This window comes from Erythrobacter neustonensis, assembly GCF_001663175.1.
Lineage (GTDB): Bacteria > Pseudomonadota > Alphaproteobacteria > Sphingomonadales > Sphingomonadaceae > Erythrobacter > Erythrobacter neustonensis.
Map to the genome: position 1 here is coordinate 2,579,129 of NZ_CP016033.1, position 25,298 is coordinate 2,604,426.

General features: G+C 63.3%; 22 protein-coding genes. 13 read left to right on the forward strand and 9 right to left on the reverse strand.

Annotated features, from left to right (window positions below; genetic code table 11):
* Positions 1–137 precede the first annotated feature (137 nt).
* The 3 genes from A9D12_RS11980 (at position 138) to ppdK (ending at position 5,941) form a co-directional block, all read left to right on the forward strand.
* Entirely contained in the window at positions 138–1,082 is a 945-nt protein-coding gene (locus A9D12_RS11980; RefSeq protein ID WP_231889619.1) for a glycine--tRNA ligase subunit alpha, read from the forward strand.
* On the forward strand, positions 1,082–3,193 hold the full coding sequence (glyS, locus tag A9D12_RS11985) for a glycine--tRNA ligase subunit beta (protein WP_068352142.1): 2,112 nt from the start codon (positions 1,082–1,084) through the stop codon (positions 3,191–3,193). Before A9D12_RS11980 ends, glyS begins: the two co-directional genes overlap by 1 nt.
* 81 nt (positions 3,194–3,274) lie before the next feature.
* A complete protein-coding gene (gene ppdK / locus A9D12_RS11990) occupies positions 3,275–5,941 on the forward strand; it encodes a pyruvate, phosphate dikinase (RefSeq protein WP_068352143.1) in 2,667 nt (888 codons plus the stop codon).
* Here ppdK and A9D12_RS11995 read toward each other — a convergent pair.
* Entirely contained in the window at positions 5,938–6,705 is a 768-nt protein-coding gene (locus tag A9D12_RS11995) for a hypothetical protein (protein WP_068352145.1), read from the reverse strand. The genes ppdK and A9D12_RS11995 overlap by 4 nt on opposite strands.
* A 56-nt stretch (positions 6,706–6,761) precedes the next feature.
* Here A9D12_RS11995 and A9D12_RS12000 point away from each other — a divergent pair, with 56 nt between their 5' ends.
* From A9D12_RS12000 to A9D12_RS12025, 6 genes are all read left to right on the forward strand, one after another.
* Positions 6,762–7,448 (forward strand): ComF family protein, encoded by a 687-nt coding sequence (locus A9D12_RS12000; protein WP_068352147.1) that lies wholly within the window; start codon positions 6,762–6,764, stop codon positions 7,446–7,448.
* 399 nt (positions 7,449–7,847) lie between these two features.
* Positions 7,848–8,243, forward strand: a complete 396-nt coding sequence (hisI, locus tag A9D12_RS12005) for a phosphoribosyl-AMP cyclohydrolase (RefSeq protein ID WP_068352149.1) — start codon at positions 7,848–7,850, stop codon at positions 8,241–8,243.
* Between the two features lie 32 nt (positions 8,244–8,275).
* Positions 8,276–8,734: a MerR family transcriptional regulator gene (locus A9D12_RS12010; RefSeq protein ID WP_068352151.1), complete on the forward strand. Its 459-nt coding sequence runs from the start codon at positions 8,276–8,278 to the stop codon at positions 8,732–8,734.
* Between the two features lie 53 nt (positions 8,735–8,787).
* Positions 8,788–10,593 (forward strand): acyl-CoA dehydrogenase C-terminal domain-containing protein, encoded by a 1,806-nt coding sequence (locus A9D12_RS12015; protein ID WP_068352152.1) that lies wholly within the window; start codon positions 8,788–8,790, stop codon positions 10,591–10,593.
* Positions 10,594–10,778: 185 nt separating this feature from the next.
* Positions 10,779–12,005, forward strand: a complete 1,227-nt coding sequence (locus A9D12_RS12020) for a carbohydrate porin (RefSeq protein ID WP_082925654.1) — start codon at positions 10,779–10,781, stop codon at positions 12,003–12,005.
* Between the two features lie 28 nt (positions 12,006–12,033).
* The gene (locus A9D12_RS12025) at positions 12,034–13,761 is read left to right on the forward strand and encodes a methyl-accepting chemotaxis protein (protein WP_197489816.1); all 1,728 of its coding nucleotides are present in this window, start codon (positions 12,034–12,036) and stop codon (positions 13,759–13,761) included.
* 10 nt (positions 13,762–13,771) lie between these two features.
* Here A9D12_RS12025 and A9D12_RS12030 read toward each other — a convergent pair whose 3' ends face one another.
* The 5 genes from A9D12_RS12030 to tyrS form a co-directional block, all read right to left on the reverse strand.
* On the reverse strand, positions 13,772–14,233 hold the full coding sequence (locus tag A9D12_RS12030) for a hypothetical protein (protein WP_068352156.1): 462 nt from the start codon (positions 14,231–14,233) through the stop codon (positions 13,772–13,774).
* A 180-nt stretch (positions 14,234–14,413) separates the two neighbouring features.
* Positions 14,414–15,334 carry a cysteine synthase A gene (gene cysK, locus A9D12_RS12035; RefSeq protein WP_068352157.1) on the reverse strand — a complete coding sequence of 307 codons (921 nt, stop codon included), beginning with the start codon at positions 15,332–15,334 and terminating at the stop codon, positions 14,414–14,416.
* Complete coding sequence (locus tag A9D12_RS12040; RefSeq protein WP_231889620.1) at positions 15,331–16,611, reverse strand: MFS transporter; 1,281 nt, start codon at positions 16,609–16,611, stop codon at positions 15,331–15,333. The genes cysK and A9D12_RS12040 overlap by 4 nt, the downstream gene beginning before the upstream one ends.
* A 90-nt stretch (positions 16,612–16,701) precedes the next feature.
* Positions 16,702–17,040 carry a PilZ domain-containing protein gene (locus A9D12_RS12045; RefSeq protein ID WP_068352161.1) on the reverse strand — a complete coding sequence of 113 codons (339 nt, stop codon included), beginning with the start codon at positions 17,038–17,040 and terminating at the stop codon, positions 16,702–16,704.
* A 79-nt stretch (positions 17,041–17,119) separates the two neighbouring features.
* The gene (gene tyrS / locus A9D12_RS12050) at positions 17,120–18,349 is read right to left on the reverse strand and encodes a tyrosine--tRNA ligase (protein WP_068352163.1); all 1,230 of its coding nucleotides are present in this window, start codon (positions 18,347–18,349) and stop codon (positions 17,120–17,122) included.
* 77 nt (positions 18,350–18,426) lie between these two features.
* Between tyrS and A9D12_RS12055 the strand changes: the two genes are divergently transcribed.
* Positions 18,427–18,939 (forward strand): DOMON domain-containing protein, encoded by a 513-nt coding sequence (locus A9D12_RS12055; protein ID WP_068352164.1) that lies wholly within the window; start codon positions 18,427–18,429, stop codon positions 18,937–18,939.
* Here the strand turns inward: A9D12_RS12055 and A9D12_RS12060 are convergent.
* The gene (locus A9D12_RS12060) at positions 18,936–19,436 is read right to left on the reverse strand and encodes a TspO/MBR family protein (protein ID WP_068352166.1); all 501 of its coding nucleotides are present in this window, start codon (positions 19,434–19,436) and stop codon (positions 18,936–18,938) included. The two genes, A9D12_RS12055 and A9D12_RS12060, sit on opposite strands and share 4 nt — an antisense overlap.
* A gap of 90 nt (positions 19,437–19,526) precedes the next feature.
* On the opposite strand from A9D12_RS12060, the gene A9D12_RS12065 reads away from it, so the two are divergent.
* Both A9D12_RS12065 and A9D12_RS12070 read left to right on the forward strand, forming a co-directional pair.
* Positions 19,527–20,729, forward strand: a complete 1,203-nt coding sequence (locus A9D12_RS12065) for an exo-beta-N-acetylmuramidase NamZ family protein (RefSeq protein ID WP_068352168.1) — start codon at positions 19,527–19,529, stop codon at positions 20,727–20,729.
* Positions 20,730–20,799: 70 nt separating this feature from the next.
* Positions 20,800–22,095 (forward strand): spinster family MFS transporter, encoded by a 1,296-nt coding sequence (locus A9D12_RS12070; protein WP_068352170.1) that lies wholly within the window; start codon positions 20,800–20,802, stop codon positions 22,093–22,095.
* Between the two features lie 53 nt (positions 22,096–22,148).
* On the opposite strand, the gene A9D12_RS12075 is transcribed toward A9D12_RS12070, so the two are convergent.
* Positions 22,149–22,493 carry a hypothetical protein gene (locus A9D12_RS12075; RefSeq protein WP_156522877.1) on the reverse strand — a complete coding sequence of 115 codons (345 nt, stop codon included), beginning with the start codon at positions 22,491–22,493 and terminating at the stop codon, positions 22,149–22,151.
* 30 nt (positions 22,494–22,523) lie between these two features.
* Positions 22,524–23,708 (reverse strand): vWA domain-containing protein, encoded by a 1,185-nt coding sequence (locus A9D12_RS12080; RefSeq protein ID WP_068352174.1) that lies wholly within the window; start codon positions 23,706–23,708, stop codon positions 22,524–22,526.
* A 134-nt stretch (positions 23,709–23,842) separates the two neighbouring features.
* Here A9D12_RS12080 and A9D12_RS12085 point away from each other — a divergent pair, with 134 nt between their 5' ends.
* Complete coding sequence (locus A9D12_RS12085; RefSeq protein ID WP_068352176.1) at positions 23,843–25,243, forward strand: methyl-accepting chemotaxis protein; 1,401 nt, start codon at positions 23,843–23,845, stop codon at positions 25,241–25,243.
* Positions 25,244–25,298: the final 55 nt, after the last annotated feature.

The window sequence follows — 25,298 nt, forward strand, 5'->3', positions numbered from 1 at the left end:
CTTTATGTCGTGATTCGCTGACTATGTCAACATAACCTGACTTTATGTCGTGAAGGCGCGACTTCGGATTGTGATTGGCGGCTCTACAAAAGCTGCGGCATTGACGCTGTGGGGGTGTTCGGCCATTGCGAGCCGCCATGAATGCAGCACCCTCTTTTGCACCCGCCGGGGGCATGCCCGCCCGCGATCCGGCGCGCTCGTTTCAGGACATGATCCTGACGCTTCACGACTTCTGGAGCGCGCATGCCGGCTGCGTCATTCTCCAGCCCTATGACATGCGGATGGGCGCAGGCACCTTCCACACTGCAACCACGCTGCGCGCGCTTGGGCCGGAGCCCTGGAATGCTGCTTTCGTCCAGCCCTGCCGCCGTCCGACCGACGGACGCTACGGCGAGAACCCGAACCGGCTGCAACACTACTACCAATACCAAATAATCCTGAAGCCGAGCCCTTCGGATATTCAGGAGCTCTACCTCAAAAGTCTCGCCGCGATCGGCATCGACCCGCTGGCGCACGATATCCGCTTCGTCGAGGATGACTGGGAATCGCCGACGCTGGGCGCGTGGGGGCTGGGCTGGGAAGTCTGGTGCGACGGGATGGAAGTCACCCAGTTCACCTATTTCCAGCAGATGGGCGGCTTCGATTGCAAGCCTGTCGCAGGCGAGCTTACCTACGGGCTCGAACGATTGGCGATGTATATCCAGGGCGTCGACAACGTCTACGATCTGGCTTTCAACACGTCGGGCGTGACCTATGGCGACGTGTTCCTCGAAAACGAGCGGCAGATGTCGAAGTGGAACTTCGAGGTCGCCGACACCGACGCCTTGTTCGACCTCTTCGCCAAGGCCGAGGCGGAATGCCGCAACGCGCTGTCCGCGGACGTGCCGATCGCCGCTTATGAACAGGCGGTCGAAGCCAGCCACGTGTTCAACCTGCTGCAGGCGCGCGGCGTGATTTCGGTGCAGGAGCGTGCCAGCTACATGGGCCGCGTGCGCGACCTCGCGCGTGCATCGTGCGAAGCCTATGCAAAGAAGATGACCCCGCAATGGGAAGCGAAATACCCCGGATGGAGCCTCGTCTGATGGCCAACTTCCTGCTCGAACTGCGCTGCGAGGAAATCCCTGCCCGGATGCAGGCGGGCGCGCGCGCCGAACTGGAAAAGCTGTTCCGGCGCGAGCTTGACGCTGCCGGGGTCAAGGTGGGTGAGCTCACCATCTGGTCGACCCCGCGCCGTCTGGCGCTGATCGCACGCGGATTGCCGCTCGCGACCGAAGCGGTCAGCGAAGAAGCCAAGGGTCCGCCCGAAGGCGCGCCCGATGCCGCGATCGACGGGTTCTGCAAGAAAGCCGGCGTGACCCGCGAACAGCTCGAATTGCGCGATGTGAAGGGCCGGATGACCTATTTCGCGGTGATCGCGCAACCGGGCCGGGCGATGACCGATGTGCTTGCTGCGGCGATCCCGGCGATCATTCGCGATTTTTCGTGGCCCAAATCGATGCGCTGGGGCGCGGCGTCGATCACCACCGATGCGCTGCGCTGGGTGCGGCCGCTGTCGGGTATCGTTGCCCTGCTCGATGGTGCGGTGATCGACGTTGAGGTCGGCGGCATCCGGTCGGGTGCGACCACCCGCGGCCACCGCTTCCACCACGATGGCGACATCACGATCGCTTCGACCGGGAACTATGCCGAAAAGCTGCGCGCGGCGCATGTCATCGTCGACCACGAAGAGCGCGCCGCGATCATTCGCGAAGGCGCGGCGAAGGCTGCGGCCGACGCTGGCCTTACGCTGGTGGCGGATGAAGGGCTGGTGATCGAAAACGCCGGGCTGACCGAATGGCCGGTGCCGCTGCTCGGAAGGTTCGACGAGGACTTTCTCGACGTGCCCCCCGAAGTAATCCAGCTCACCGCGCGGGTGAACCAGAAGTATTTTGTCTGCGAGGATGCTGACGGCAAGCTCGCCAATGCCTTCGTCTGCACCGCGAACATCGATCCCAGCGACGCGAGCGTGGTGGTCGACGGCAATCGCAAGGTCCTCGCCGCGCGGCTTTCGGATGCGCGGTTCTTCTGGGAGCAGGACCAGAAGACCCCGCTGGCCCAGCACGCGCACAAGCTGGCGCGGATCACCTTCCACGAAAAGCTCGGCACGGTTGCGGACAAGGTCGAGCGCGTTGCCAGCCTCGCGCGCTGGCTGTGCGAGCAAGGGATCGTCGCTGGCGACCCGGCGCTGGCCGAACAGGCGGCGCGGCTGGCCAAGGCCGATCTCGTCACCGAGATGGTCGGCGAATTCCCCGAGTTGCAAGGGCTTATGGGCGGCTATTACGCTGCTCGCGAAGGTCTGCCGCAGGAGGTTTCGGACGCGATCCGCGATCACTACAAGCCGGTCGGGCAGGGCGACGACGTGCCCACCGCGCCGGTTACTGTGGCAGTCTCTCTGGCAGATAAGCTGGACACGTTGCGCAGTTTCTTCGCCATCGACGAGAAACCCACCGGATCGAAAGACCCGTTCGCGCTTCGCCGGGCGGCACTTGCCGTTATCCGGTTGATTGCAGAAAATGACCTGAGGCTCGGCGTCGCGGAGGGCGATCTGCTCGACTTCTTCGCGGACCGCCTCAAGGTTCAGCAGCGCGAGGCAGGCGTTCGCCACGATCTGATCGATGCGGTCTTCGCGCTCGGCGGCGAGGATGATCTTGTCCGCCTGCTCGCCCGCGTCCATGCGCTGCAGGCTTTCGTCACCACCGAGGACGGTGCGAACCTACTCGCCGGCTACAAGCGCGCGGCCAACATCCTCAAGAAGGAAGACTGGCACGGAATCGAAGGCGAAATCGCCGCCACCGGCGAGGAAGATCCGCTTGCGGGGGTCGACGACCCCGATCTTGCGCCGGTGATCGCGGCCAAGATGGCCGATCGCCACGCGGCCGCATCGACGCTTTCCTACACGCCCGAACCGGCCGAAAAGGCGCTGATCGACGCGCTCGATACTGCCGCTCCGCGCGCCGCCGCGGCGGTGGATAGCGAGCGGTTCGCCGATGCCATGGCCGCGCTTGCCACCTTGCGCGCGGCGGTGGACAGGTTCTTTGAAGAGGTGACCGTGAATGATGCCGACGCCGGCAAGCGCGCCGCAAGGCTTGCGCTGCTCGCGCGGTTCCGCGACGCTGTTCACCGCGTGGCCGATTTCAGCCGGATCGAGGGGTAAGGGTTTTTCGATCTTAGGACTGTGTCTCATGTGTCGCATGGTTCATGCTTGCGGCGCGCTAGCTTAACAGGATGATGTGACGTGCAGACAGTCTATCCCTTTGGCGGCAGCGCCGCACATTCCGATCCCCGCCAGAAGGACAAGACGATCGTCGGGGGCAAGGGGGCGAACCTTGCCGAAATGGCCAGCATCGGGCTGCCGGTGCCCCCGGGCTTCACGATCACGACCGAAGAATGCGTTGCCTATTTGAATGATGGCGGTGATTTTTCCGAAAGCCTGAAAGCTGCGGCACTGGATGCGCTCAGCCATGTCGAGCGGACGGTCGGCAAGCGGTTCGGCGATCCGGGCGATCCGCTGCTGGTATCGGTGCGGTCGGGCGCGCGGGTATCGATGCCCGGGATGATGGACACCGTGCTCAACCTCGGCCTCAACGACGATACCGTTACGGGTCTGGCGCAGTCTTCGGGCGATGCGCGGTTTGCCTGGGACAGCTATCGCCGGTTCATCCAGATGTATTCGGACGTGGTGCTGGGGATCGACCACGGCCTGTTCGAAGAAGCGCTCGAAATCGTGAAGGAAGACAACGGTTTCTATAACGATACCGAGATGTCGTCCGAACATTGGCAGGCCTTGGTGGGCCAATACAAGGGGATCGTCGAACAGGAACTTGGGCGGCCCTTTCCCCAAGATGTCAACGCGCAGCTGTGGGGCGCGATCCGCGCTGTGTTCGACAGCTGGGACAGCGACCGCGCGAAGGTCTACCGCCGGCTGAACGACATTCCGTCCGACTGGGGCACCGCGGTCAATGTGCAAGCGATGGTGTTCGGCAATATGGGCGAAACCAGCGCCACGGGCGTCGCCTTCACCCGCGACCCGGCGACCGGCGCGCGCGCCTATTACGGCGAATACCTGATCAACGCACAGGGCGAGGATGTCGTCGCCGGCATCCGCACGCCGCAATACCTCACCATCGCCGCGCGCGAGGCTGCGGGTGCCAAGCCGCTTTCGATGGAAGAGGCACTGCCCGAAGCCTACGCCGAATTGGCGCGCGTCTTCGACCTGCTGGAACTTCATTACAAGGACATGCAGGATATTGAATTCACGGTAGAACGCGGAAAGCTGTGGATGCTGCAAACGCGTTCGGGCAAGCGTACCGCGAAAGCCGCGCTCAAGATGGCGGTCGACATGGTGGCCGAAGGGCTGATCGACGAACGCGAAGCCGTGCGCCGTGTCGATCCGATGGCGCTCGACCAGTTGCTGCACCCCACGCTCGACCCCGAGGCCGAGCGCAATGTGCTCACCACCGGGCTTCCCGCCTCTCCGGGGGCAGCAGCGGGCAAGATCGTGCTCGATGCCGATACTGCCGAACAATGGGCGGGGCGGGGTGAAAAGGTGATCCTTGTGCGGGTGGAGACATCGCCTGAGGACATTCACGGGATGCACGCGGCACAGGGCATCCTCACCGCGCGCGGCGGGATGACGAGCCACGCCGCCGTGGTCGCGCGCGGCATGGGCCGCCCTTGTGTTTCCGGCGCGGGTCAGGTGTCGATCGACCGCGCGACGCGAACCCTTCGGATCGGCGCGACCGAACTCAAGGAAGGCGACGCGATCACGCTCGACGGGGCGACCGGGCAAGTCATGCTCGGCATCGTGCCCACGGTCGAACCCGAGCTTGCGGGCGATTTTGGCGCGCTGATGGTATGGGCGGACAAACTGCGCCGGATGAAGGTGCGCACTAACGCTGAAACGCCGGACGATTGCCGCATGGCGCGCCAGTTCGGCGCCGAGGGTATCGGCCTTTGCCGCACTGAACACATGTTCTTCGAGGCCTCGCGTATCTCTCTGGTGCGGCAGATGATCCTTGCAGAAGACGAGGCCGGTCGGCGGCGGGCGCTGGAACAATTGCTGCCCGAACAGCGGGCCGATTTTACCGCGATCTTCGAAGTGATGGCGGGGCTTCCCTGCACGATCCGCCTGCTCGATCCGCCGCTGCACGAATTCCTTCCGCATGCGGACGAGGAGTTTGCCGAACTGGCGGACGCCACCGGGTTGGGGGTCGATCATCTGAAACGCCGCGCGGCCGAGTTGCACGAATTCAATCCGATGCTCGGACACCGCGGTTGCCGCCTGGGGATCACGTTCCCCGAAATCTACGCGATGCAGGCGCGGGCGATCTTCGAAGCAGTGTGTGCGGTAAAGATCGCCAGCGGCGAGGCGCCGTTGCCCGAAATCATGATCCCGCTGGTCGCCACCAAACGCGAACTGGCACTGCTGAAGGCGGTGGTCGACAAGGAAGCCGAAGCCGTGTTCGCGCAGACCGGCACGCGCGTCGATTATCTGGTCGGCACGATGATCGAACTGCCCCGCGCTGCATTGATGGCGGGCGAGATTGCCGAGGAGGCCGCGTTCTTTTCCTTCGGGACGAACGATCTCACCCAAACGACGCTCGGCGTCTCGCGTGACGATGCTGCACGGTTCCTGAGTGTCTATGTCGACAAGGGCATCTTCCCGCGCGATCCTTTCGTCAGTCTGGATATCGAAGGCGTCGGGCAACTGGTTGAATTGGCTGCTGAACGTGGCAGGGCCACGCGGGGCAACATCAAGCTGGGGATTTGCGGCGAGCATGGCGGCGATCCGGCCAGCATCGCGTTCTGCGAGAAGGTCGGTCTCGATTATGTCAGTGCCTCGCCCTACCGCGTGCCGATCGCGCGGCTTGCCGCGGCGCAAGCGGCGCTGAAGCAGGGCTAGGTTCCAGCGAGCGAGCGGCGGCCTGTCAGGGTGACGATCTCGAAGCGTTCGCTCACCTTGCCATCGGCTCCCGCATGCGCTGCAAAAGCGGCCTGTGCGCGGGCAAGCGCCGCGCGGCTCAGCGCTGGGGCGGGCCTGGCAAGCGCGCTGCCAAGCCCCTGGTCGCGCAGATCGTCGATCAACTGCGAAAAGCGTGCATACCGCACCAACAGCGTATGGGTGTCGACCACCGGGTCTTTCCACCCCGCCCGCTGGAGCAGGGACGGCGCTGCCCGGGCATCGACCAGCGGATGGATCCTTGCCGCGGGCCGATCGGGTTCGGCAGCAAGCATCGCGTCGCGCAAGACCGGCACGCTTTGCCCACCGATGAAACTCGCGATCACGTAACCATTGGGAACAAGCGCGGCTCTGAGCCGGATCAAGGCGCCGGGCAAGTCGTTGACCGCATCGAGCTGTCCCAGCACGCCGATGAAATCGAAACCCGGCGAGAGTTGAGGGAGCACCGGATCCGCATCGAGCGCAAGGGTGACGTCGCTGCCCGACTGCTCAAGAAAGGCGAGGAGGGTCGGCGCGGTATCTCCGATGATCAAGGCCCGGCGCGGTAGGTGTCGGACAAAGCGCAGTCGCTCGACCATGTCTTCGGCCATGTCGTCGAGGAGAAAGCGTGCAGGCGCGCCGCGAACGTGTTGGCGCACGGCGGCCCGGCGCACGCGAGCGATCCGGCGCGGTTCGGAAAAGATTGCGGGGACGGAATTTTCAACCATGACATGCGGCCCTGCCGTGCTTGCCAGCGCGGCGCAAGCCATGCGAGACGGGCAACATGGATCAGGTAGCTCAGCTTGCCCGGCATTTTGCGCCGCTCGTGGATTTTCTCTACCCGCCGCGCTGCCCTTCCTGCGGGTCGGGAGTGGCCAGTCAGGCAGGGCTCTGCGCCGAATGCTGGGCCTCGCTCGATATTCCGGGTGGTCCGCAACTGCTTTGGCATCCTGCCGGAGAGCTAGTGCCGATCCATGCCGCGACCCGTTACAACGCGACATCGCGCAAACTCGTTCTGGCTTACAAGCATGGCGGCAAGATCGGCTTATCGCGGTTGATGGCGCAGCTTATGGCATCGCACCTGCCGCCGCCGGGACAGAGCCATCGTCCTCCGCTGCTTATTCCGGTGCCGTTGCATCGCTGGCGATTGTGGGGACGCGGATTCAACCAGTCGGCGGTGCTTGCGCAGGAATTGGCCAAGTTGGGCAGGGGGCAGGCGATGGTTGGCGCGCTTCAGCGGCATCGGCGCACGCCTTCGCTCGGAGGGCTGGGCGCGCAGCAACGCGACCTTGCCCTGAAGGGTGCGATCAGGCTGAGCGCCGGATTTGCCGCAAGGATCAAGGCGCGCGATGTGGTGTTGGTCGACGACGTGCTGACCAGCGGCGCTACCAGCCGCGCCTGCGTGGCGGCGCTTCAGGCTGCGCATCCTGCGTCGATTGCGATCACGTGCTTTGCGCAGGTCACGGACTGATCCGACGGACGATCCGTTACCAAACGTATGCTGCCTCTAAAACATAACGCCCGAGGTCTTTTGGACCCCGGGCGCCACGTGACGAAACGGTGAGGATCCGCTCTTGCGAGCTCGGGCAGCGACCCCCTAATTTCGCTGCCAGGATCCAATCCCTATCGTTCAATCGGTCGCGCTGGCACCCCGCTGCCAGATGCGGTCCGATCACCCCCTGAACCTGACACCGGGCGGTGTCACGATCTCGGTTGGAAGCGCCTTTGCGGCAACTCCGAGGTTGTTCTTTCATCGCAGCGCGCCTTCAGAAAGAGGAAACAGCAACCAACGCTGTTTTTTGTTACAGCCTGTTGTCTGCTTGCAACAATCTGGCATGAGCGCGCGGCAAGCATGCGAGGAGTTGCGTCAATGCCCGATACCACCATCACACCCGAGGAGCGCGAAACCGGCCGTGTCTTTGCGCCCAAGTATGATGCTTCCGGGTTGCTGACGGCAGTCGTGGTGAATGCCAGCAGCGGCGCGGTGCTTGTGGTCGCGCATATGAATGACGCCGCGCTTTCGGCCACCATCGAAACGGGCAAGGTGCACTTCTGGTCGCGTTCGCGCGGCAAGCTATGGATGAAGGGGGAGAGCTCTGGGAATGTGCTCGAGGTTGTCTCGATCGCAGTCGATTGCGACCAGGATGCCTTGGTCATTCGCGCCGATCCTGCGGGGCCCACGTGCCACACGGGCGCGGAAAGTTGCTTCTACCGCCTGCTTACAGCGGAGGACGGAACGCTGGGACTTGAGCTCATAGGTACTTGACGCTCACGTAAACGTAAGGCAATTCTCGGTGCATGGCCACTGCACCCGCTCCGCTTCCCGCCGATTCGTCCAGCGATGCCCGCCGCAATGGCGCTCATCTTGAACGGCCCGATGTTCATGAACGCGAACAGTTCACCATTTCCGATCTGACTTCGGAATTCGGCTGCACGGCGCGCGCGCTCCGCTTTTACGAGGACGAGGGACTGATCAGTCCCGCGCGCGTCGGCTTGACCCGGGTCTATTCCAAGCGCGACCGCGCCCGGCTTGCGTGGATCATGCGCGCCAAGAATGTCGGCTTCTCGCTCACCGAAATCCGCGAAATGATCGACCTTTACGATCTTGATGACGGACGCGTTGAACAGCGGCGGGTGACGATCGAAAAATGCCGCATTCACATCGCCAAGTTGACGGCGCAGCGCGATGACATCGATTCGGCCATCAACGAGCTTACCGACTTCGTTGGCGAGATCGAAAAGCTCGATCTGCGCTGAGCCTGCAAGGCCACAACCGCTTCACATCGACTGCATACTGAAGGGATCACCAGTTGCCGACCTATACCGCACCCACCCGCGACACGCGTTTTGTCGTCAATGAAGTGCTCGATCTTGCCAGCTATGGCAATTTGCCGGGCTTCGAAAATGCCACGCCGGATATGATCGACACGGTCATCAATGAAGCGGGCAAGTTCTGTGCCGAGGTGCTCGCGCCGATCAATCAGGCGGGTGACGAACATGGTTGCAAGCGTCACGATGACGGCAGCGTCACGACCCCTCCGGGTTTCAAGGAAGCCTATCAGTCCTATGTCGAAAGCGGCTGGGGCACACTGGGTCAGCCGGTGGAATTCGGCGGGCAGGGGCTACCGCATGTGCTGAGCTTCGCGCTCGAGGAATTCAGCGGCACCGCCAATCAGGCTTTCGCGATGTATCCCGGCCTTACCGCCGGCGCGATCTCGGCGATCATCGCCAAGGGCAGCGAAGAGCAGAAGGCAGCCTATCTGCCCAAGATGATCTCGGGTGAATGGTCGGGCACGATGAACCTGACCGAGCCGCATTGCGGCACCGATCTGGGCATGATCCGCACCAAGGCCGTGCCCAATGGCGACGGCACTTACGCGATTACCGGGACCAAGATCTTCATCTCTGCCGGTGAGCATGACCTTACCAGCAATATCATCCATCTGGTGCTAGCCAAGACGCCCGATGCGCCCGACAACGTCAAGGGTATCTCGCTGTTCATCGTGCCCAAGTTCGTGCTCGATGCCGATGGCAATCCGGGGGAGCGCAACGGCGTGACCTGCGGCTCGATCGAGAAGAAGATGGGCATCCACGGCAACGCGACCTGCCTGCTGAACTATGATGGCGCGACCGGATACATGGTGGGCGAGGAGAACAAGGGTCTTGCCGCGATGTTCATCATGATGAACGCGGCGCGCCTTGGCGTCGGCATCCAGGGCTATGCCCAGGCTGAGGTCGCCTATCAGAACGCGGTGAGCTATGCGCTCGATCGCCGTCAGGGCCGCGCGCTGACCGGCCCTGCCGATCCTGCGGCAAAGGCCGATCCGATCTTCGTCCACCCCGACGTGCGCCGTATGCTGATGGACGCCAAGGTCTTCACCGAGGCCATGCGCGCTCTGTGCCTGTGGGGCGCTTTGCAGGTCGATCTGACCCACAAGGCGCAGACCGCCGAAGAACGCGAAATGGCCGATCTGCTGATCGGCCTGATGACCCCGGTGATCAAGGGCTATGGCACCGACAAGGGCTATGACATTGCCACCAACATGCAGCAGGTCTTCGGCGGCCACGGCTACGTCAAGGAATGGGGCATGGAACAGTTCGTGCGCGATAGCCGGATCGCGATGATCTATGAGGGCGCCAACGGCGTGCAGGCGATGGACCTTTGCGGTCGCAAGCTGGCAGCCGGCGGGGGCAAGGCGATCCAGGCGTTCTTCGCGATGATCGATGAAGAAATCGCTTCGGCCAAGCAGGACGAAACCCTGAAAGCCCTTGCCGAACGCCTCGAAAAGGCATTGGGCGAGCAGAAGGCGGCGACCATGTGGTTCATGCAGAACGCGATGGCCAACCCCAATCACCTGGGGGCCGGCGCGCATCATTACATGCACATTATGGGCGTGGTGACGCTCGGCTTCTTCTGGCTCAAGATGGCCAAGGTCGCGCAGGCCAAGCTTGCGCAAGGCACCGACGATATCGCATTCTACGAGGCCAAGCTCGTTTCGGCCAACTATTATGCCGAACGGTTCCTGCCCGATGCTGGCGCGCTTAGGCGCAAACTGGAAGCAGGCAGCGACAATATGATGAAGCTTCCTGCCGAGGCTTTTGCCACCGCTGCGTAAGCGGAAACAGAAGTCAGTCGGGGCCGCGTTGTCATTCGGCAGCGCGGCCCCCTGTCTTTCGGCTTTCCCTTAGTGGGAATCCCAAGCCTCTTTCCGTCCTTCTTTTAGCGGCCCCCCTGCTAGCGCCAGCATGACATCAACCGCCTGCTCTTTCCGCAGGGCGAAAGGTCATGAAGGTGCAGGATATGCGGCATCCTTTTCGCGCATTCGCATGCCAGCAGCAGCGGCGGAACCTGCGTGGTCCGGTGAAGATCGCGTTTGCGTTCTCTGCGCTGCTTGTCCCCTTTCAAGGTGCTGCTGCGCAGAGCGACGAGGGGGAGGATGCGTCCGACACCGTTACGATCGAAGGCGAATATGTCTTCGATCTTGTGGGCGTTGCGCAAGGCTCGCAGGCCGGCTTGCGGCACGTCGATCTGCTGACGCTGACAGGAACCGTCGATCTTGATCGCGCCGCTGGATGGCGCGGCGCGCACATCGTTGGCGAGTTGATTGCGGGAACAGGCGGTCAGCCCAACCTGCTGGCTGGCACCTTGCAGGGCATCAACAATGCTGAAGTTACCGCGAACCGGGTCAAACTCTACCAGCTCTACCTGACGCAGGAACTGGCCGCGCTTCCCATGGAACTGCGCGCCGGCTTTATCGATCTCAACGCCCACTTCTATGCCACCGATGCCGCCGGCCTGCTGATCGCGCCTGCGTTCGGCATCGGGTCCGAACTGGCGGCGACCGGTCCCAACGGTCCGGCGATTTTTCCGTCGACCGCGCTCAGCGTCATGCTCCACGCCGAACCCGTGAGAGGCACCTATGTCGCAGGCGCGATCGTCAATGCCGAAGCCGGCGTGCTCGGCGACCGGCACGGGGTGTCGGCCATGTTCGAACAAGGCGCTCTGCTCATCGCCGAAGCGGGTCTTGTCCGCTCGGGCAAGCTGGCTTTGGGCACCTGGGGCTACACCCGCCGCCAGGACGATGTGCGCCTTGCCGATGCGGCGGGCCGGCCGCTGCGACGCCGCGCACGTGGCGGCTATGTGCTCGCCGAAATGCCGATCACGCGATCCGCCGCCCTGTTCGCGCGCGCCGGTGTCTCCGACGGCGACACCACACCCTATTCCGGCGGCTGGCAGGCGGGACTCCTGGCTTCATCGCTCGTCAAAGGTCGGCCCCACAGCCAACTCTCACTGGGGATCAATCAGGCATTCCTGACCGGCAAATTCCGCAGCAACGAAGCCGATGCCGGCATAGCCCGCCGCTCACGCGAAACCGGGTTCGAGGTAACCTATGCCGATCGCCTCGCCCCATGGCTGACTGTTCAGGGTGATGCCCAATACGTCCGAACCACGCAAACCTCACCCGGCGCGCGCGATGCCATCATCGTCGGGCTTCGGCTGATTGTGAGCGGCGCGGCCGGATGGTGACTGCATGATCTCTCACGGAGCCTGAATGATGACAATCAAGAAACGGGCAATCCTGTTGGCTGCGATATTGCTTGGCCTTGTCATGGCGCAAACGGCCGTGACGGCGTGGCGTGATTACACCCGGATGCAGAACGATGCCGCAGTCGAGAAGCTGGTCGCCGCGCTGCGCAATCACATGGTGGGCGACATGATGCACGATGCCCTGCGCGGCACGGTGTACCGCGCGCTGTACGGCGCGGCGGCGGGCGAAGCCGAACAGGTCGCCGAGGCGCGGAAGGACTTCGACGATTATGCCGGAACCTATCGCAATATCATGGCGGCAAACCGCAAAAATGCCGCCTCGCCCAAGATCGCCCAACTGCTCGAAACCGCCAGCGAGAATGTGACGCAATACCTGGCTGCGAGCCGGGCAATTATCGATGCCGCAGGAAGAAATCGCGCTGCAGCCGAGGCACAGTTTCCCAGGTTCGACGCGGAATTTCGCAAGCTCGAGACGTCGATGGAGGCGATCGGCATTGCCTATGAAGGCGAACTTGCGGCGCGCAACCAGGATGCGCAGGCCAGCGGGTGGATCATCCTTGTCGCTTTTGCCCTGCTGTCCCTCGGCATCATCCTGTTCACGATCCGCAGCGTGCAGAATGTGATCGTGGAACGACTTGCAGCCGTATCGGGTAATATTCAGGCCATGGCCCAAGGCAATTACGAGGTCGAAATATCGGGGGCCGACATGCGCGACGAGATCGGCGCGATTGCCGGTGCTGCCGAAGTGTTTCGCAAGGCCGCGCACGCAAAAGCGCAATCCGATGCCTCGCAGCGCGCGGTGGTCGAGGATCTTGCAGCAGGTTTGCAAAATCTGGCGAGCCGCGATCTCGGTTTCCGGCTCGAAACGCCGTTCGCTGCCGAATACGAAGCGCTTCGCGAGAATTTCAACCGGACCGCGCACGAATTGTCCGCGGTGATCCGCGATGTCGTCAGCGCAGCGGGCGGTGTCAGCGGCGGATCGAGCGAAATCCACGCCGCATCCGACGATCTTGCCCGCCGCAACGAACTTCAGGCGGCGCGGGTCGAAGAAACCACGGCCGCGATGGACGAAATCGCGGCGGGTGTTCGGAACACGGCCGATAGCGCGCAGCAGGCCGCCATCGCGGTCAGCAACGCGCATATCGAAGTGACCGAGGGGAGTGCGGTGCTGCGCGAAGCTCAGGAAACGATGGGTGCCATCGAGCAATCTGCGTGCGAAGTGGGGAAGATCATCAGCCTTATTGAAGGCATTGCCTTTCAGACCAACCTGCTTGCCCTCAATGCCGGGGTCGAGGCCGCGCGCGCAGGCGAGGCTGGCAAAGGCTTTGCCGTCGTGGCGAACGAAGTGCGCGAATTGGCGCAGCGCAGCGCCGATGCGGCGAAAGAGATCACCGCGCTCATCAACGAGAGCACACAGCATGTCGAACGCGGCGTGGTTTTGGTGGGTCAGAGCGGGCAGTCATTTAGCACCATACTGGTCCACGTGGCCGACCTCAACGACCATATCAGCGCAATCGCGCAGGCCAGTGCGCAGCAGGCCGAAAGTCTCCATCAGGTGGGGATCGCCGCACGCGAGATGGACCGCATGACCCAGCAGAACGCCGCCATGGTCGAACAGACTACGGCTGCGGCAAGCGGTCTTGCCCGTCAAGCCAGCGAGCTCAATACGCTCGTCGCGGGGTTCCGAACGGGTGATAAGGCAGAGCATTGGCGGCCGCGGGTTGCCGCGGCCTGAGAGCGCTCTTCTATTCAAGCATTCCCATCATGCGCTGCGAACCCGACTTGAGCTTGAGAGCAGCTGGCGCAGTCTTGGCAGGACGTTCCCACATCGCCGCCGAACGGACAGCTACCGCTCTTGGTCTGGCGGGCGCTGACGCACGGTCTGCGGGGGCGGCGGGCTTCGCATCGGTCGCCGGTTCCGGTTCGGGCTGCGGTTCCGGAGCGCCGACTTCGGCAGCCTGTGCTTGCCCGGTCGGCTCGGACGTGGCCGGCGTAACGGGGGCAGGGATTGGAGCCTCTCCGCCAGAATCCGCCAATCCCTGCAGGATCTTGTCAGCGACTTCTTCCACCGAACCGACGACGAGCAAGGGCTGTCCGCCGACGATGCCCACGGTGGTCTGCCCGTTTTCGGCCGTGCGCAACCACGCCACGTTCGACGCGACGACGAGGTAATTTCCGCCGCGCGATTCCAGCTTGATGAACTTCATGAGCGCCGTTCTTCCCATCGTCAGCCGATTGCCTGCGCAATCCCGTCAGGATGTTAGATCGCGCAGAGTTAAGGAAGTGGTTATGGCGCGCCGGCCGGTTCTCATATGGAAGGCAGACCGCGCCGGCAATGGGGCCAGCACGGTCTAAAATTCCTGCGTGAAGGGCTTGTCGCCGACCGCCTATTCGGTGGGCAGAAAGTCGGGGACCGAGAGGTAACGCTCGCCCGTATCGTAATTGAACCCCAGCACACGTGTGCCCGCCGGCCATTCCGCAAGCTTGGATGCAATCGCGGCCAGCGTGGCGCCCGAGGAAATTCCGACAAGCATGCCTTCCTCCCGCGCCGCGCGGCGGGCCATGTCCTTGGCATCTTCGGCATCGACGGCAATCGCACCGTCGATTGCATTGGTGTGCAGGTTCCCGGGAATGAAACCGGCACCAATGCCCTGGATCGGGTGGGGGCCGGGCTGACCGCCGTTGATCACCGGCGACAGTGCCGGCTCGACCCCGTAAGCCTTGAATTGGGGCCAGTGCTTCTTGAGCTCCTCTGCGCAGCCGGTGAGATGGCCGCCGGTGCCCACGCCCGTGACCATCACATCGATCGGGGTATCGGCAAAATCGGCCAGAATTTCCTGCGCGGTGGTGCGTGCGTGGACGGCGGGGTTGGCGCCGTTGTCGAACTGGCTGGGCATCCACGCACCGGGCGTTTGCGCCACCAGTTCCATTGCGCGTTCGATCGCGCCCTTCATTCCCTTTTCGCGCGGAGTGAGATCGAAGCTCGCGCCGTAGGCGAGCATCAGCCGGCGACGCTCGACCGACATCGACTCCGGCATCACAAGAACAAGGCGATACCCCTTGACCGCAGCGACCATCGCGAGACCGATGCCGGTGTTGCCCGAAGTCGGCTCGACGATCGTGCCGCCGGGCTTCAGGCTCCCGCGCGCCTCGGCATCTTCGACCATCGCCAGTGCGATGCGGTCCTTGATCGAACCACCGGGGTTCGACCGTTCCGACTTCACCCAGACTTCATGGTCGGGGAACAGCTTGGCAAGCCGGATATGCGGGGTGCCGCCGATCGTGGCGAGGATGTTGTCAGCCTTCATGTCGATACCTCTCTCTTGAGCTCCTGCGGCTCGAAACTGCGGGCGCGGCGCAATTCGGGGAAATACCACGCCCATACCAATGTCACGACTATCGCACCCATGCCGCCAAATACAACGGCGCCGACCGCGCCGAGCAGGCCTGCGGCCAGACCCGACTGCATCTCGCCAAGTTCATTTGAGGCAGAGATCGCGAGCCCCGAGATGGCAGAAACCCGGCCACGCTTGTCGTCGGGCGTGAACAGCTGGACGAGCGAGCTGCGGATGAAGACCGAAATCATGTCCACCGCGCCCATCATCGAAAGGATCGCCAGCGACAGCGCAAAGCTGCGGGACAAGGCGAAGACCACGGTCAAGGCGCCGAATGCCGCTACTGCCCAGAGCATCTTGACGCCGACTTCGCGTTGCAACGGCCGGAACGACAGCCAGAGCGCCACCGCTGCGGCGCCCACTGCAGGTGCTGCGCGCATCAGGCCAAGCCCCTCCGGCCCGACGAAGAGAATATCGCGCGCAAACACTGGCAGCAGCGCTGTCGCCCCCGCCAGCAGCACCGCGAAAAGATCGAGCGTGATGCAGCCGAGCAGAAAGCGTTCGCGCCACACGAAGATCATGCCTTGCGCGATCTGTTTGAGCGGCTTCAACTTTGGCCCGTCCTGCGCCGCGCGAACGGGGCGCACCGTAAGGATCAGGATCATGCCGCAACCCAGAAGCACCGCCGAGAGCGCGTGCGGTGCCCAAGGGATCGCCGCAAAGACCAGCCCGCCAACCGCAGGCCCCGCGACACTGGCGGTCTGCCACGCGATCGAAGACAGCGCGATCGCTCGCGGCAGCAGTCGAGGGGGCACGATGTTGGGCGCAATCGCGCTCATCGAAGGGCCAAGGAACACCCGCGCGGCTCCGTGCGCCGCAGCCAGCGCGAACAGGACGGGCAAATTCAAAGCATCGGCATAGGTCAGCGCCGCAAGCAGCACCGCGACAAGACCATCGATGCCATTGGCAAAGGCTGCAACATGGCGACGGTCGAACCGGTCGGCGGCAAGCCCTGCCACGGGCGTCAGCACAAACAGCGGGATGAACTGCGCAAGGCCGAGCAGACCGAGCTGGAACGAGGCCTCGCCGATGCTCATCCCGTAATCGTCGCGCGCGACGGCGTAGAGCTGGTAGCCCAGCAACACCACCATCGACATCGTGGCAAACACGCCCATGAAACGCGCGAGCCAATAGCGGCGGTAATCGCCGATCTGCAGCGGGGATGTTGGCGTGGTAAGGCTGTCAGTCACACCTGCGCCATGGCAGGCGGATCGCGCGCTGCCAAGCATGCGAAACTTGCAAAGCGGGAAGCCAGGGCATCGCGCCCGCGCGGCAAGCGATCAGCGCGAACGGCGCAGCCGCGGGTTGGGCTGCAACTGATCGATGATCGCGACGAAATCGTCGAGCCGGATGATGCGTTCGAACTGGAAACCGGCGCGCGCATCGCGGGTCCAGATGACATAGGCCTCGATCCGCCCGACGACGGGCAGCCGCAGGATCACGCGGTCGCCGCGCGTGAGCTTTGCGCCATCATCGACCATGAAGCCGTGCGCGGAAAGGTTGCAAATATGCAGATGCAGATCGCCGTGCGAAAAATGCTCGACGATTGCCGGGAAATCGACCGGATGCCGCGCCGCACGGCGCAGGTCTGTCACACTCAGATTTGCTCCACCCGCCACGCGCTGCGATCCTTCCGTTCGCTTAAGCCAGGCTTTGCGGAATGAAGGAGAAAGGCTGACAATTGGTAAAGGGTAATACTTACCTGGTCACCAGCGCGTGACGTTTCTTGCCGAGGCTGAGCCGCAGGGTCTGCCCATCGGAGGGGAGCACCAACAATGCCGGATCGCTGACCGCTTCGCCATCGAGCCTGACTGCGCCTTCGGCCAGCTTGCGCTTGGCCTCGCCATTCGATGCCGTCAGCCCGAGCTCGGTCAGCAAAGCCGCCAGACGCATGCCTTCCGCGCCGGTCGCGATGCTCGGCAAATCCTCGCCTGCACCCGAACCGGCAAAGGTTTCGCGGGCGGTCGCTTCGGCGCGCGCCGCGGCATCGGTGCCGCGCACAAGACCCGTAACCTCGTTGGCCAGCACGACTTTGGCGGCATTGATCTCTGCGCCTTCAAGCTTTTCCAGGCGCGCGATTTCATCGAGCGGAAGGTCGGTGAACAGCCGCAGGAACTTGCCCACGTCGGCATCGTCCACGTTGCGCCAATATTGCCAGAAATCGTAAGCGGGCAGCTGATCCTCGTTAAGCCAGACTGCCCCCGATGCGGTCTTGCCCATCTTCGCGCCGCTGGCGGTGGTCAGCAGCGGCGTGGTGAGCCCGAACAGGTCGGACCCGTCCATCCGCCGGCCAAGCTCCATCCCGTTGACGATATTGCCCCACTGGTCGCTGCCGCCCATCTGCAGGCGCACGCCGCGCTCCTTGGACAGGTGCCGGAAATCATAGCCCTGCAGGATCATGTAGTTGAATTCGAGGAAGGTCATCGGCTGCTCGCGTTCGAGCCGCAGTTTGACCGAATCGAAAGTCAGCATCCGGTTGACGGTGAAATGCGTCCCGACCTGCTGGAGCAGTTCGATGTAACCAAGCTGGCCCAGCCAATCGTGATTGTTCACCATCACCGCGTCGGTCGGTCCGTCACCGAAAGTCAGGAGCTTGTCGAACACCGTGAAGATCGAGCGGATGTTGGCCTCGATCGTTTCGTCGGACAGCATCTTGCGGCTTTCGTCGCGTCCCGTCGGATCGCCGATCCGCGTCGTTCCGCCGCCCATCAGCACGATCGGCTTGTGCCCGGTCTGCTGCAAGCGGCGCAGCATCATGATCTGCACCAGGCTGCCGATATGCAGTGAGGGCGCGGTGGCATCGAATCCGATATAGCCCGGCACGATCTGCTTGGCGGCGAGGGCATCGAGCCCGGCCGCGTCGGTCATCTGGTGGATGTAGCCGCGCTCGTCGAGTGTGCGCAGGAGATCGGATTCGTAGGTGCTCATGGCAAGCGCCCCTATCAGCGCACAGGGCTGGCGTGAAGTGGCTTGCCCCGTGCGCCGGCGAGCGGCACATTGCGCCGATGTCGCCGCTTGTCCTTCATCCGTCATGTGCGCCCGGTCCCGCCCGCGCGATCACTGCCACGATTTCGCCCACGCCCTCGGGCTGTGAAGCCGTCTTCCGCCTGACGGGAGAGATCGGCGCAATCGTGGTGCCGCCAAGCAAGCCGTGCGAACGGCGTGACAACCTGTGGCAGACGACCTGTTTCGAAATCTTCTGGCAGCCCTTGGACGGAGCGGCTTACCGCGAATTCAACCTGTCCCCTTCAGGACAATGGGCCGCATATGATTTCGATGCCTTCCGTCAAGGCATGCGCGATGCAGCGGTGGGTGCGATCGCACTCGCGTGCAGCCACGATGGCGAGGCGCTGGTGCTGACGGCGTCGATCGCTTCCGACTTGCCTCGTCCTGCCAGGATAGCGCTCAACGCCGTGGTCGAGATTGCCGACGGGACCAAACAGTTCTGGGCGCTCGCCTTTCCGGAAGGCCAGCCCGAATTCCACGCCGAAGCGAACCGCACGCTGCTCGTTAACTAGGCGCCGCCCGCCTTGCCGAACGGGCGGTTGAGCACGTCGATCTTCCAGTTGAGCACCACGGCGAAGCTGACCCAAACGAAATAGGGCACGTTGAGCCAGCCTGCGAAACTGTCACCGATGAGGCGGGGCAGCACCACCATCAACGAGACCACCGACAGCCACAGAAACGCGTTTTCGCGCAGCGCCCAGTCGGGCCGCTTGAATTTGAAGAACAGCGGCGACCACAGCAGGTGCAGCGCGAAATTGACGATGAAAAGCGCCCACACAGCGGTCTGCGCCCCGGCCGAGGGTGCATGTGTGAGGCCGAGATAGAAGCTCCATCCCGAAAGGCCCAGAATGGTCGTCCAGGCCGGACCGAACAGCCAGTCGGGCGGTTGCCACGGCGGCTTGCGCAAGTTTCGATACCACGGACCGATTTCGGTCAACGCGCCGCCCGCTCCGCCAAGGATGATCGCCCACCCGGCGGCAATCGCGGCATTTGTCCAGTCGATTTCCATGGGCAACGCCTTGGCATAATGTGGGCGATGTTCCCAGCAGCTTTGCGAGGGCCATTGCCTTTGGCGGTGGAGTGATCCAACGCTTTGGTTATGAAGAACGGTATCGACCGGCTGCTCGCCGACCCCGAACTCCTTGCCCAGCTCAAGGGCCGCCGCGCCGCGCTGGTCGCGCATCCGGCCAGTGTCACAGCGGATCTGACCCACAGTCTGGACGCGCTGATCGCCGCAGGGGTGCAGATCAATAGCGCCTTCGGCCCGCAGCATGGTCTCAAAGGCGACAAGCAGGACAACATGGTCGAAACCGCGGACGAGATGGATCCGCGTTACGGCATTCCGATCTTCTCGCTCTATGGCGAAGTGCGCCGGCCGACTGCGGCGATGATGGCGAGCGCGGATGTATTCCTGTTCGACCTTCAGGATCTTGGCTGCCGGATCTACACCTTCGTCACCACCCTTCTCTATCTTCTCGAAGAAGCGGCAAAGGCAGGCAAGGAAGTCTGGGTGCTCGACCGCCCCAATCCCGCTGGCCGCCCGGTCGAAGGCACGCTTCTGGTGCCGGGGCAGGAAAGTTTCGTGGGGGCGGCGCCGATGCCGATGCGCCACGGGCTGACAATGGGCGAAATGGGGCAATGGTTCATCGCGCACTTCGGCCTCGACGTCGCATACAAGGTGGTGCCGATGGAAGGTTGGCAGCCTGACGGCGAAGGGCATGGGTGGCCGACAACGCGGCTGTGGATCAATCCGTCGCCCAATGCCGCCAACATCAACATGGCGCGCGCCTATGCCGGGACGGTGATGCTCGAAGGGACGACCCTGTCCGAAGGCCGCGGCACCACGCGCCCGCTCGAAGTGCTGTTTGGCGCGCCCGACATCGACGCAGCCGGCGTGCTCAAAGTGATGCGCAAGCTTGCGCCTGAATGGCTGGAAGGCTGCGCGATCCGGGAGTGCTGGTTCGAGCCGACCTTCCACAAGCACGCAGGATCGCTGTGCAATGGGTTGATGATCCACGCAGAACTCAATTTCTACGATCACAATGCATTCCGGCCGTGGCGCTTGCAGGCGCTGGCCTTCAAGGCGATCCGGCGCCTTTATCCCGACTATCCGCTGTGGCGCGATTTTCCCTACGAGTACGAGCTCGAGCGGCTTGCGATCGACGTCATCAATGGCGGCCCCGCCTTGCGCGAATGGGTCGACGATGAGCGCGCCGCGCCCGACGATCTTGACGCCTTGGCGTCACATGATGAGGCCGGGTGGGTCGCCGAGGTGCGTCCTTACCTACTTTACAGAATGTGACGTCATGACGCTGCTAAGCGTGTGACATGGCGGCAGGCGCATCAAGCGCCGCCGATGGGAGAGAATAGCAATGGCAACCACAGCACCGCCCGCTTCGGGCGCGCGATCCGTCAGGCTGACCTTGTGGATCTTGCTGATAGTCTACATCTTCAATTTCATTGACCGGCAGATCGTCAATATCCTGGCAGAGCCGATCGCGCGCGATTTGCAACTGTCGGACACGCAGATCGGGTTGATGACGGGGCTCGCCTTTGCCTTGTTCTACACCGTTCTGGGCATCCCGATCGCCCGCTTCGCAGACCGACCTACGACCAATCGCCCCCGGCTGATCGCTGCTGCGCTTGCGGTCTGGTCGGCGATGACCGCGCTGTGCGGCTTTGCGCAGAATTTCTGGCAATTGCTGCTTGCGCGTATCGGCGTCGGCGTGGGCGAGGCCGGCTGCACCCCGCCTGCGCATTCATTGATCAGCGACATCGTTCCGCCCGAAAAGCGCGCCTCGGCGCTGGCGTTCTACTCGCTGGGCATTCCCATCGGCACGCTGATGGGCATGATTATCGGCGGCACACTGGCTGACTTGATGACCTGGCGCGATGCCTTCGTGATCGTCGGCCTGCCCGGCGTCATTCTGGCGCTGGTGGTGTGGTTCGTGCTGAAAGACCCGCGCCGCGCCGATGCGGCGTCGATCCTGCGCGCGCAGAACCCGGTGCCTGCATTGCCGCTGCGTGCAGCCTTGAAGGAAGTGATGGGCTCGCGCGCCTATGTGCTGCTGTTGTGCGCCGGATCGGCCGCCGCATTCCTGTCCTATGGCAAGACCACCTGGACCACGATCTTCTTCCAGCGCACGCATGAGCTTACCCCCGGACAGGTCGGGCTGTGGTTCGGGCTACTGGGCGGGGTAGGGGGGATCCTCGGAACCTGGCTCGGCGGCTATCTTGCCGACCGGTTCGGCGCGCGCAGCCGCCGCCATGTCCTGAGCGCGCCCGCGATCGGGATGGCGATTGCCGTTCCGCTTGCGTTTGCAGCCTATCAGGCGCCAACCTGGCCCTTGGCATTGACGCTGCTGTTCGTGCCGACGGTGCTGAATTCACTCTATTATGGCCCGACCTATTCGGCGGCGCAGGGCCTTGTCCCGATGCGTGCGCGGGCGATCGCAGCGGCATGCCTGCTGTTCGTCCAGAACCTTATCGGTCTTGGGCTGGGGCCACTGTTCTTCGGAATGCTGTCGGATGCGCTGCAACCGGCTTACGGGCAGGAATCCGTACGTTACGTCCTATACGGCGCAGCGTTTCTTGGCTTGGTCCCGGCGTTTTTCTTCTGGCGATGCAGCCTGCACCTCGATAACGAACTCGATCAGAAGGGCGCTTGATGCCGGCGTTCCGCTGCGCTGCTGTTCAGCGCGCAGCGGAATGTAGGGCCCGGTCAATCGCGCTTGCGTTGTGTTGAGGTTTCGGGGCTGTCTTTTTGCCCGGACGGCAGAGGCGTCGACGCCGGTCGCCCGGTTGCTGCCTGACAGTCGCGACGCTTTCCGGGCTGACCACCGGCGGGCGTTTCATCGGCCGCAGTGGTCTGCGAGCCGGCGCGCGCGACTGCCGCGCACTGCGCGGCGACCGGGACCTTGGCGCCTTGCGCCGCCTCGATCAACGCTTCCTGCTTAAGCGAGCGCACATAGGTAGGATTATCGAACGGCAGAGCAACCTGCGCGGTAGCGGGAACGGCAGTCGGAGTGATCGCAAGCACGGTTGATAAACAAATCACCGTTCTCATTACCATTCTCCAATTGCGGCGAACAGTCGATTAGGCCCCGTGCTTGCGGCTCAACTCCCGCATCGCATCGTCGAGCCCGTCGAGCGTGAGCGGATACATCCGGTCATTGACCAGCTGCTTGATCATCTTGGTCGACTGCGAATACCCCCACTGCTTTTCCGGCACCGGATTGAGCCACACGGTCGCCGGATAGGTGTTGGTCACGCGCTGCAACCACACCGCGCCCGCTTCTTCGTTCATGTGCTCGACGCTGCCGCCCGGATGCGTGACCTCGTAGGGGCTCATTGCCGCATCGCCGACGAACACGATTTTGTAGTCGTGGCCGTATTTGTGCAGCACGTCCCAGGTCTTGGTGCGTTCCTGCCAGCGGCGCCTGTTGTCCTTCCACACGCCTTCATAAAGGCAGTTGTGGAAGTAGAAGAACTCCATGTTCTTGAATTCGCTGGTAGCCGCGCTGAACAACTCCTCGACCAGCTTGATGAAGGGGTCCATCGACCCGCCGACATCGAGGAAAAGCAGCAGTTTCACCGCATTGCGGCGTTCGGCGCGCATGTGGATGTCGAGCCAGCCCTGCTTGGCCGTGCCGGCGATCGTCGCGTCGATGTCGAGCTGGTCCTGCGCGCCTTCGCGGGCGAAACGGCGCAGGCGCCGGAGCGCCATCTTGATGTTGCGGGTGCCCAGTTCGCGCGTGGAGTCGAGGTTCTTGAATTCGCGCTTTTCCCAGACCTTCACCGCCTTGCCGTGGCGCGATTCCCCGCCGATCCGCACGCCTTCGGGGTTGTAGCCCGAATTGCCGAACGGGCTGGTGCCCCCGGTGCCGACCCACTTGTTGCCGCCCTGATGGCGCTTTTCCTGTTCTTCCAGACGCTTTTTCAGCGTCTCCATGATCTCGTCCCAGTCGCCCAGCGACTTGATCTTCTCCATCTCTTCGGGTGTCAGGAATTTCTCTGCGACAGCTTTCAGCCAATCTTCGGGAATGTCGACCGGGTTCTGCCCGTAGTCCGCCATGATCCCCTTGAAAACCTTCTGGAACACCTGATCGAACCGGTCGAGCATGCCTTCGTCCTTCACGAAGGTTGCGCGGCTCAGGTAATAAAACGCCTCGGGCGTCTGCTCGATCACGTCCTTCTCGAGCGCCTCGAGCAGGGTGAGGTGTTCCTTGAAGGAAGCGCCGATCCCGGCGGCGCGCAATTCGTCGACGAAGTTGAAGAACATGGCACGATGCTTAAACCGCGCATGTTCCCCTGACCAGTCCCCTTTATGAGGGCAAAACGGCCCCTGCTTAACGCTTGGCTTACCATCCTGCGCGTAGAGTTCGGCCCGACAGAAACACAGGGTCGCTCGCACACATGAACAGTCTCGCCATCGATACCGCCAATGCCCATGCCCTGGGCATGATCCCCGAAAGCTGCGGCGCGGTGACGGTGGGGTGCACCGATGTCGCCGGTGTTGTGGAAGCGGTGATCCAGTCCTCCAAAACGCTGCGCTCGGAGCACGAGGCGCTGGCCGAGACGGTGCGCGCGCTGGAGGCCGACCAGACCAAGGTGGCCGAAGCGAGCGACGAGGCGCGGCTTTTGTCCGAACGCGCGATCGAGCGCCTCAATGAAGGCACCGCGCTGATCCAGTCGTCGCTCGGCCAGATCGCCGGGCTGATCGAACTGGTCGACACGCTGGGCCAGCACGTCACCAGCTTTTCGGCCGCGATGGAGCAGGTGCGCCGCAGCGCGCAGGACATCGGCGAGATCGCCGAGACAACCAATATCCTCGCATTGAACGCCACGATCGAGGCGATGCGGGCAGGGGACGCGGGTAGGACATTCGCGGTGGTCGCGGCGGAGGTGAAGAGCCTTGCCAACGACACGCGCAAGGCGACCGAGGAAATCGCGGCGACGATCGACGCGCTGGGCGGCGAGGCAGCGGTCGTGATCGGCCGGATCGAAGCCGGCGCAACCGCCAGCGGCGAGGCGCGCGCCAGCGTGGCCCGGATCGAGAGCACGATCACCAATGTCGGGTCGCTGGTGGAGGAGGTCGACAAGCAGAACGATGTCATCGCGCGGTCGACCGGAACGATCTCGGGCCATGTCGACAAAGTCCAACGCGTTCTGGCCGGATATGACGCGGCATCGCGGAAAAACGAAGACCGCCTACACGGCGCGCATCGCAAGATGGAGGAACTGGAAATCACCGCCTCCGAGATGTTCGACCGCATCGTCCACGCCGGGTTGAGCCCCGAGGACAGCGCGATGGTCGCGCAGGCGCAGGCGATGATGCAGGAGATCGTCGCGCACACCGAAACCGCATTGGCCCGCGGCGCGATCAGCGCGGCAGCGTTGTTCGATACCGATTACCAGAGCGTTCCGGGCACTAACCCGCCGCTGTTCCGCACCCGGCTGACCGATTGGGCGCACGAGGAATGGCGCCCCTTCCTCGACCGCGCCAAGGCGAGCGATGCGCGCGTGCTGGCGGCGGCCTGCACCGATATCAACGGGTTCCTGCCCACCCACCTAACCGAGCGCAGCCGCAAGCCGACGGGCGATTTGAACCACGACACACAGTTCTGCCGCAATGGCCGGATCATGCTCGAAGCGATCGATTACAAGGCCAAGCATTCGCCCGCGTCCTACATGATGGCGGTCTACCGGCAGGAGGGCGACGGCGATTCCTACGTGGTGGTGCGCAATGTCTATGTTCCGCTGGTGATCGGCGGACGGCGCTGGGGCGATTTCGAGCTGGCTTACAGCTTCGATTGAATGCGTCCACCACGCGATGTTTCACATGAAACATCGCCATTTTGCCTGGCTGAAC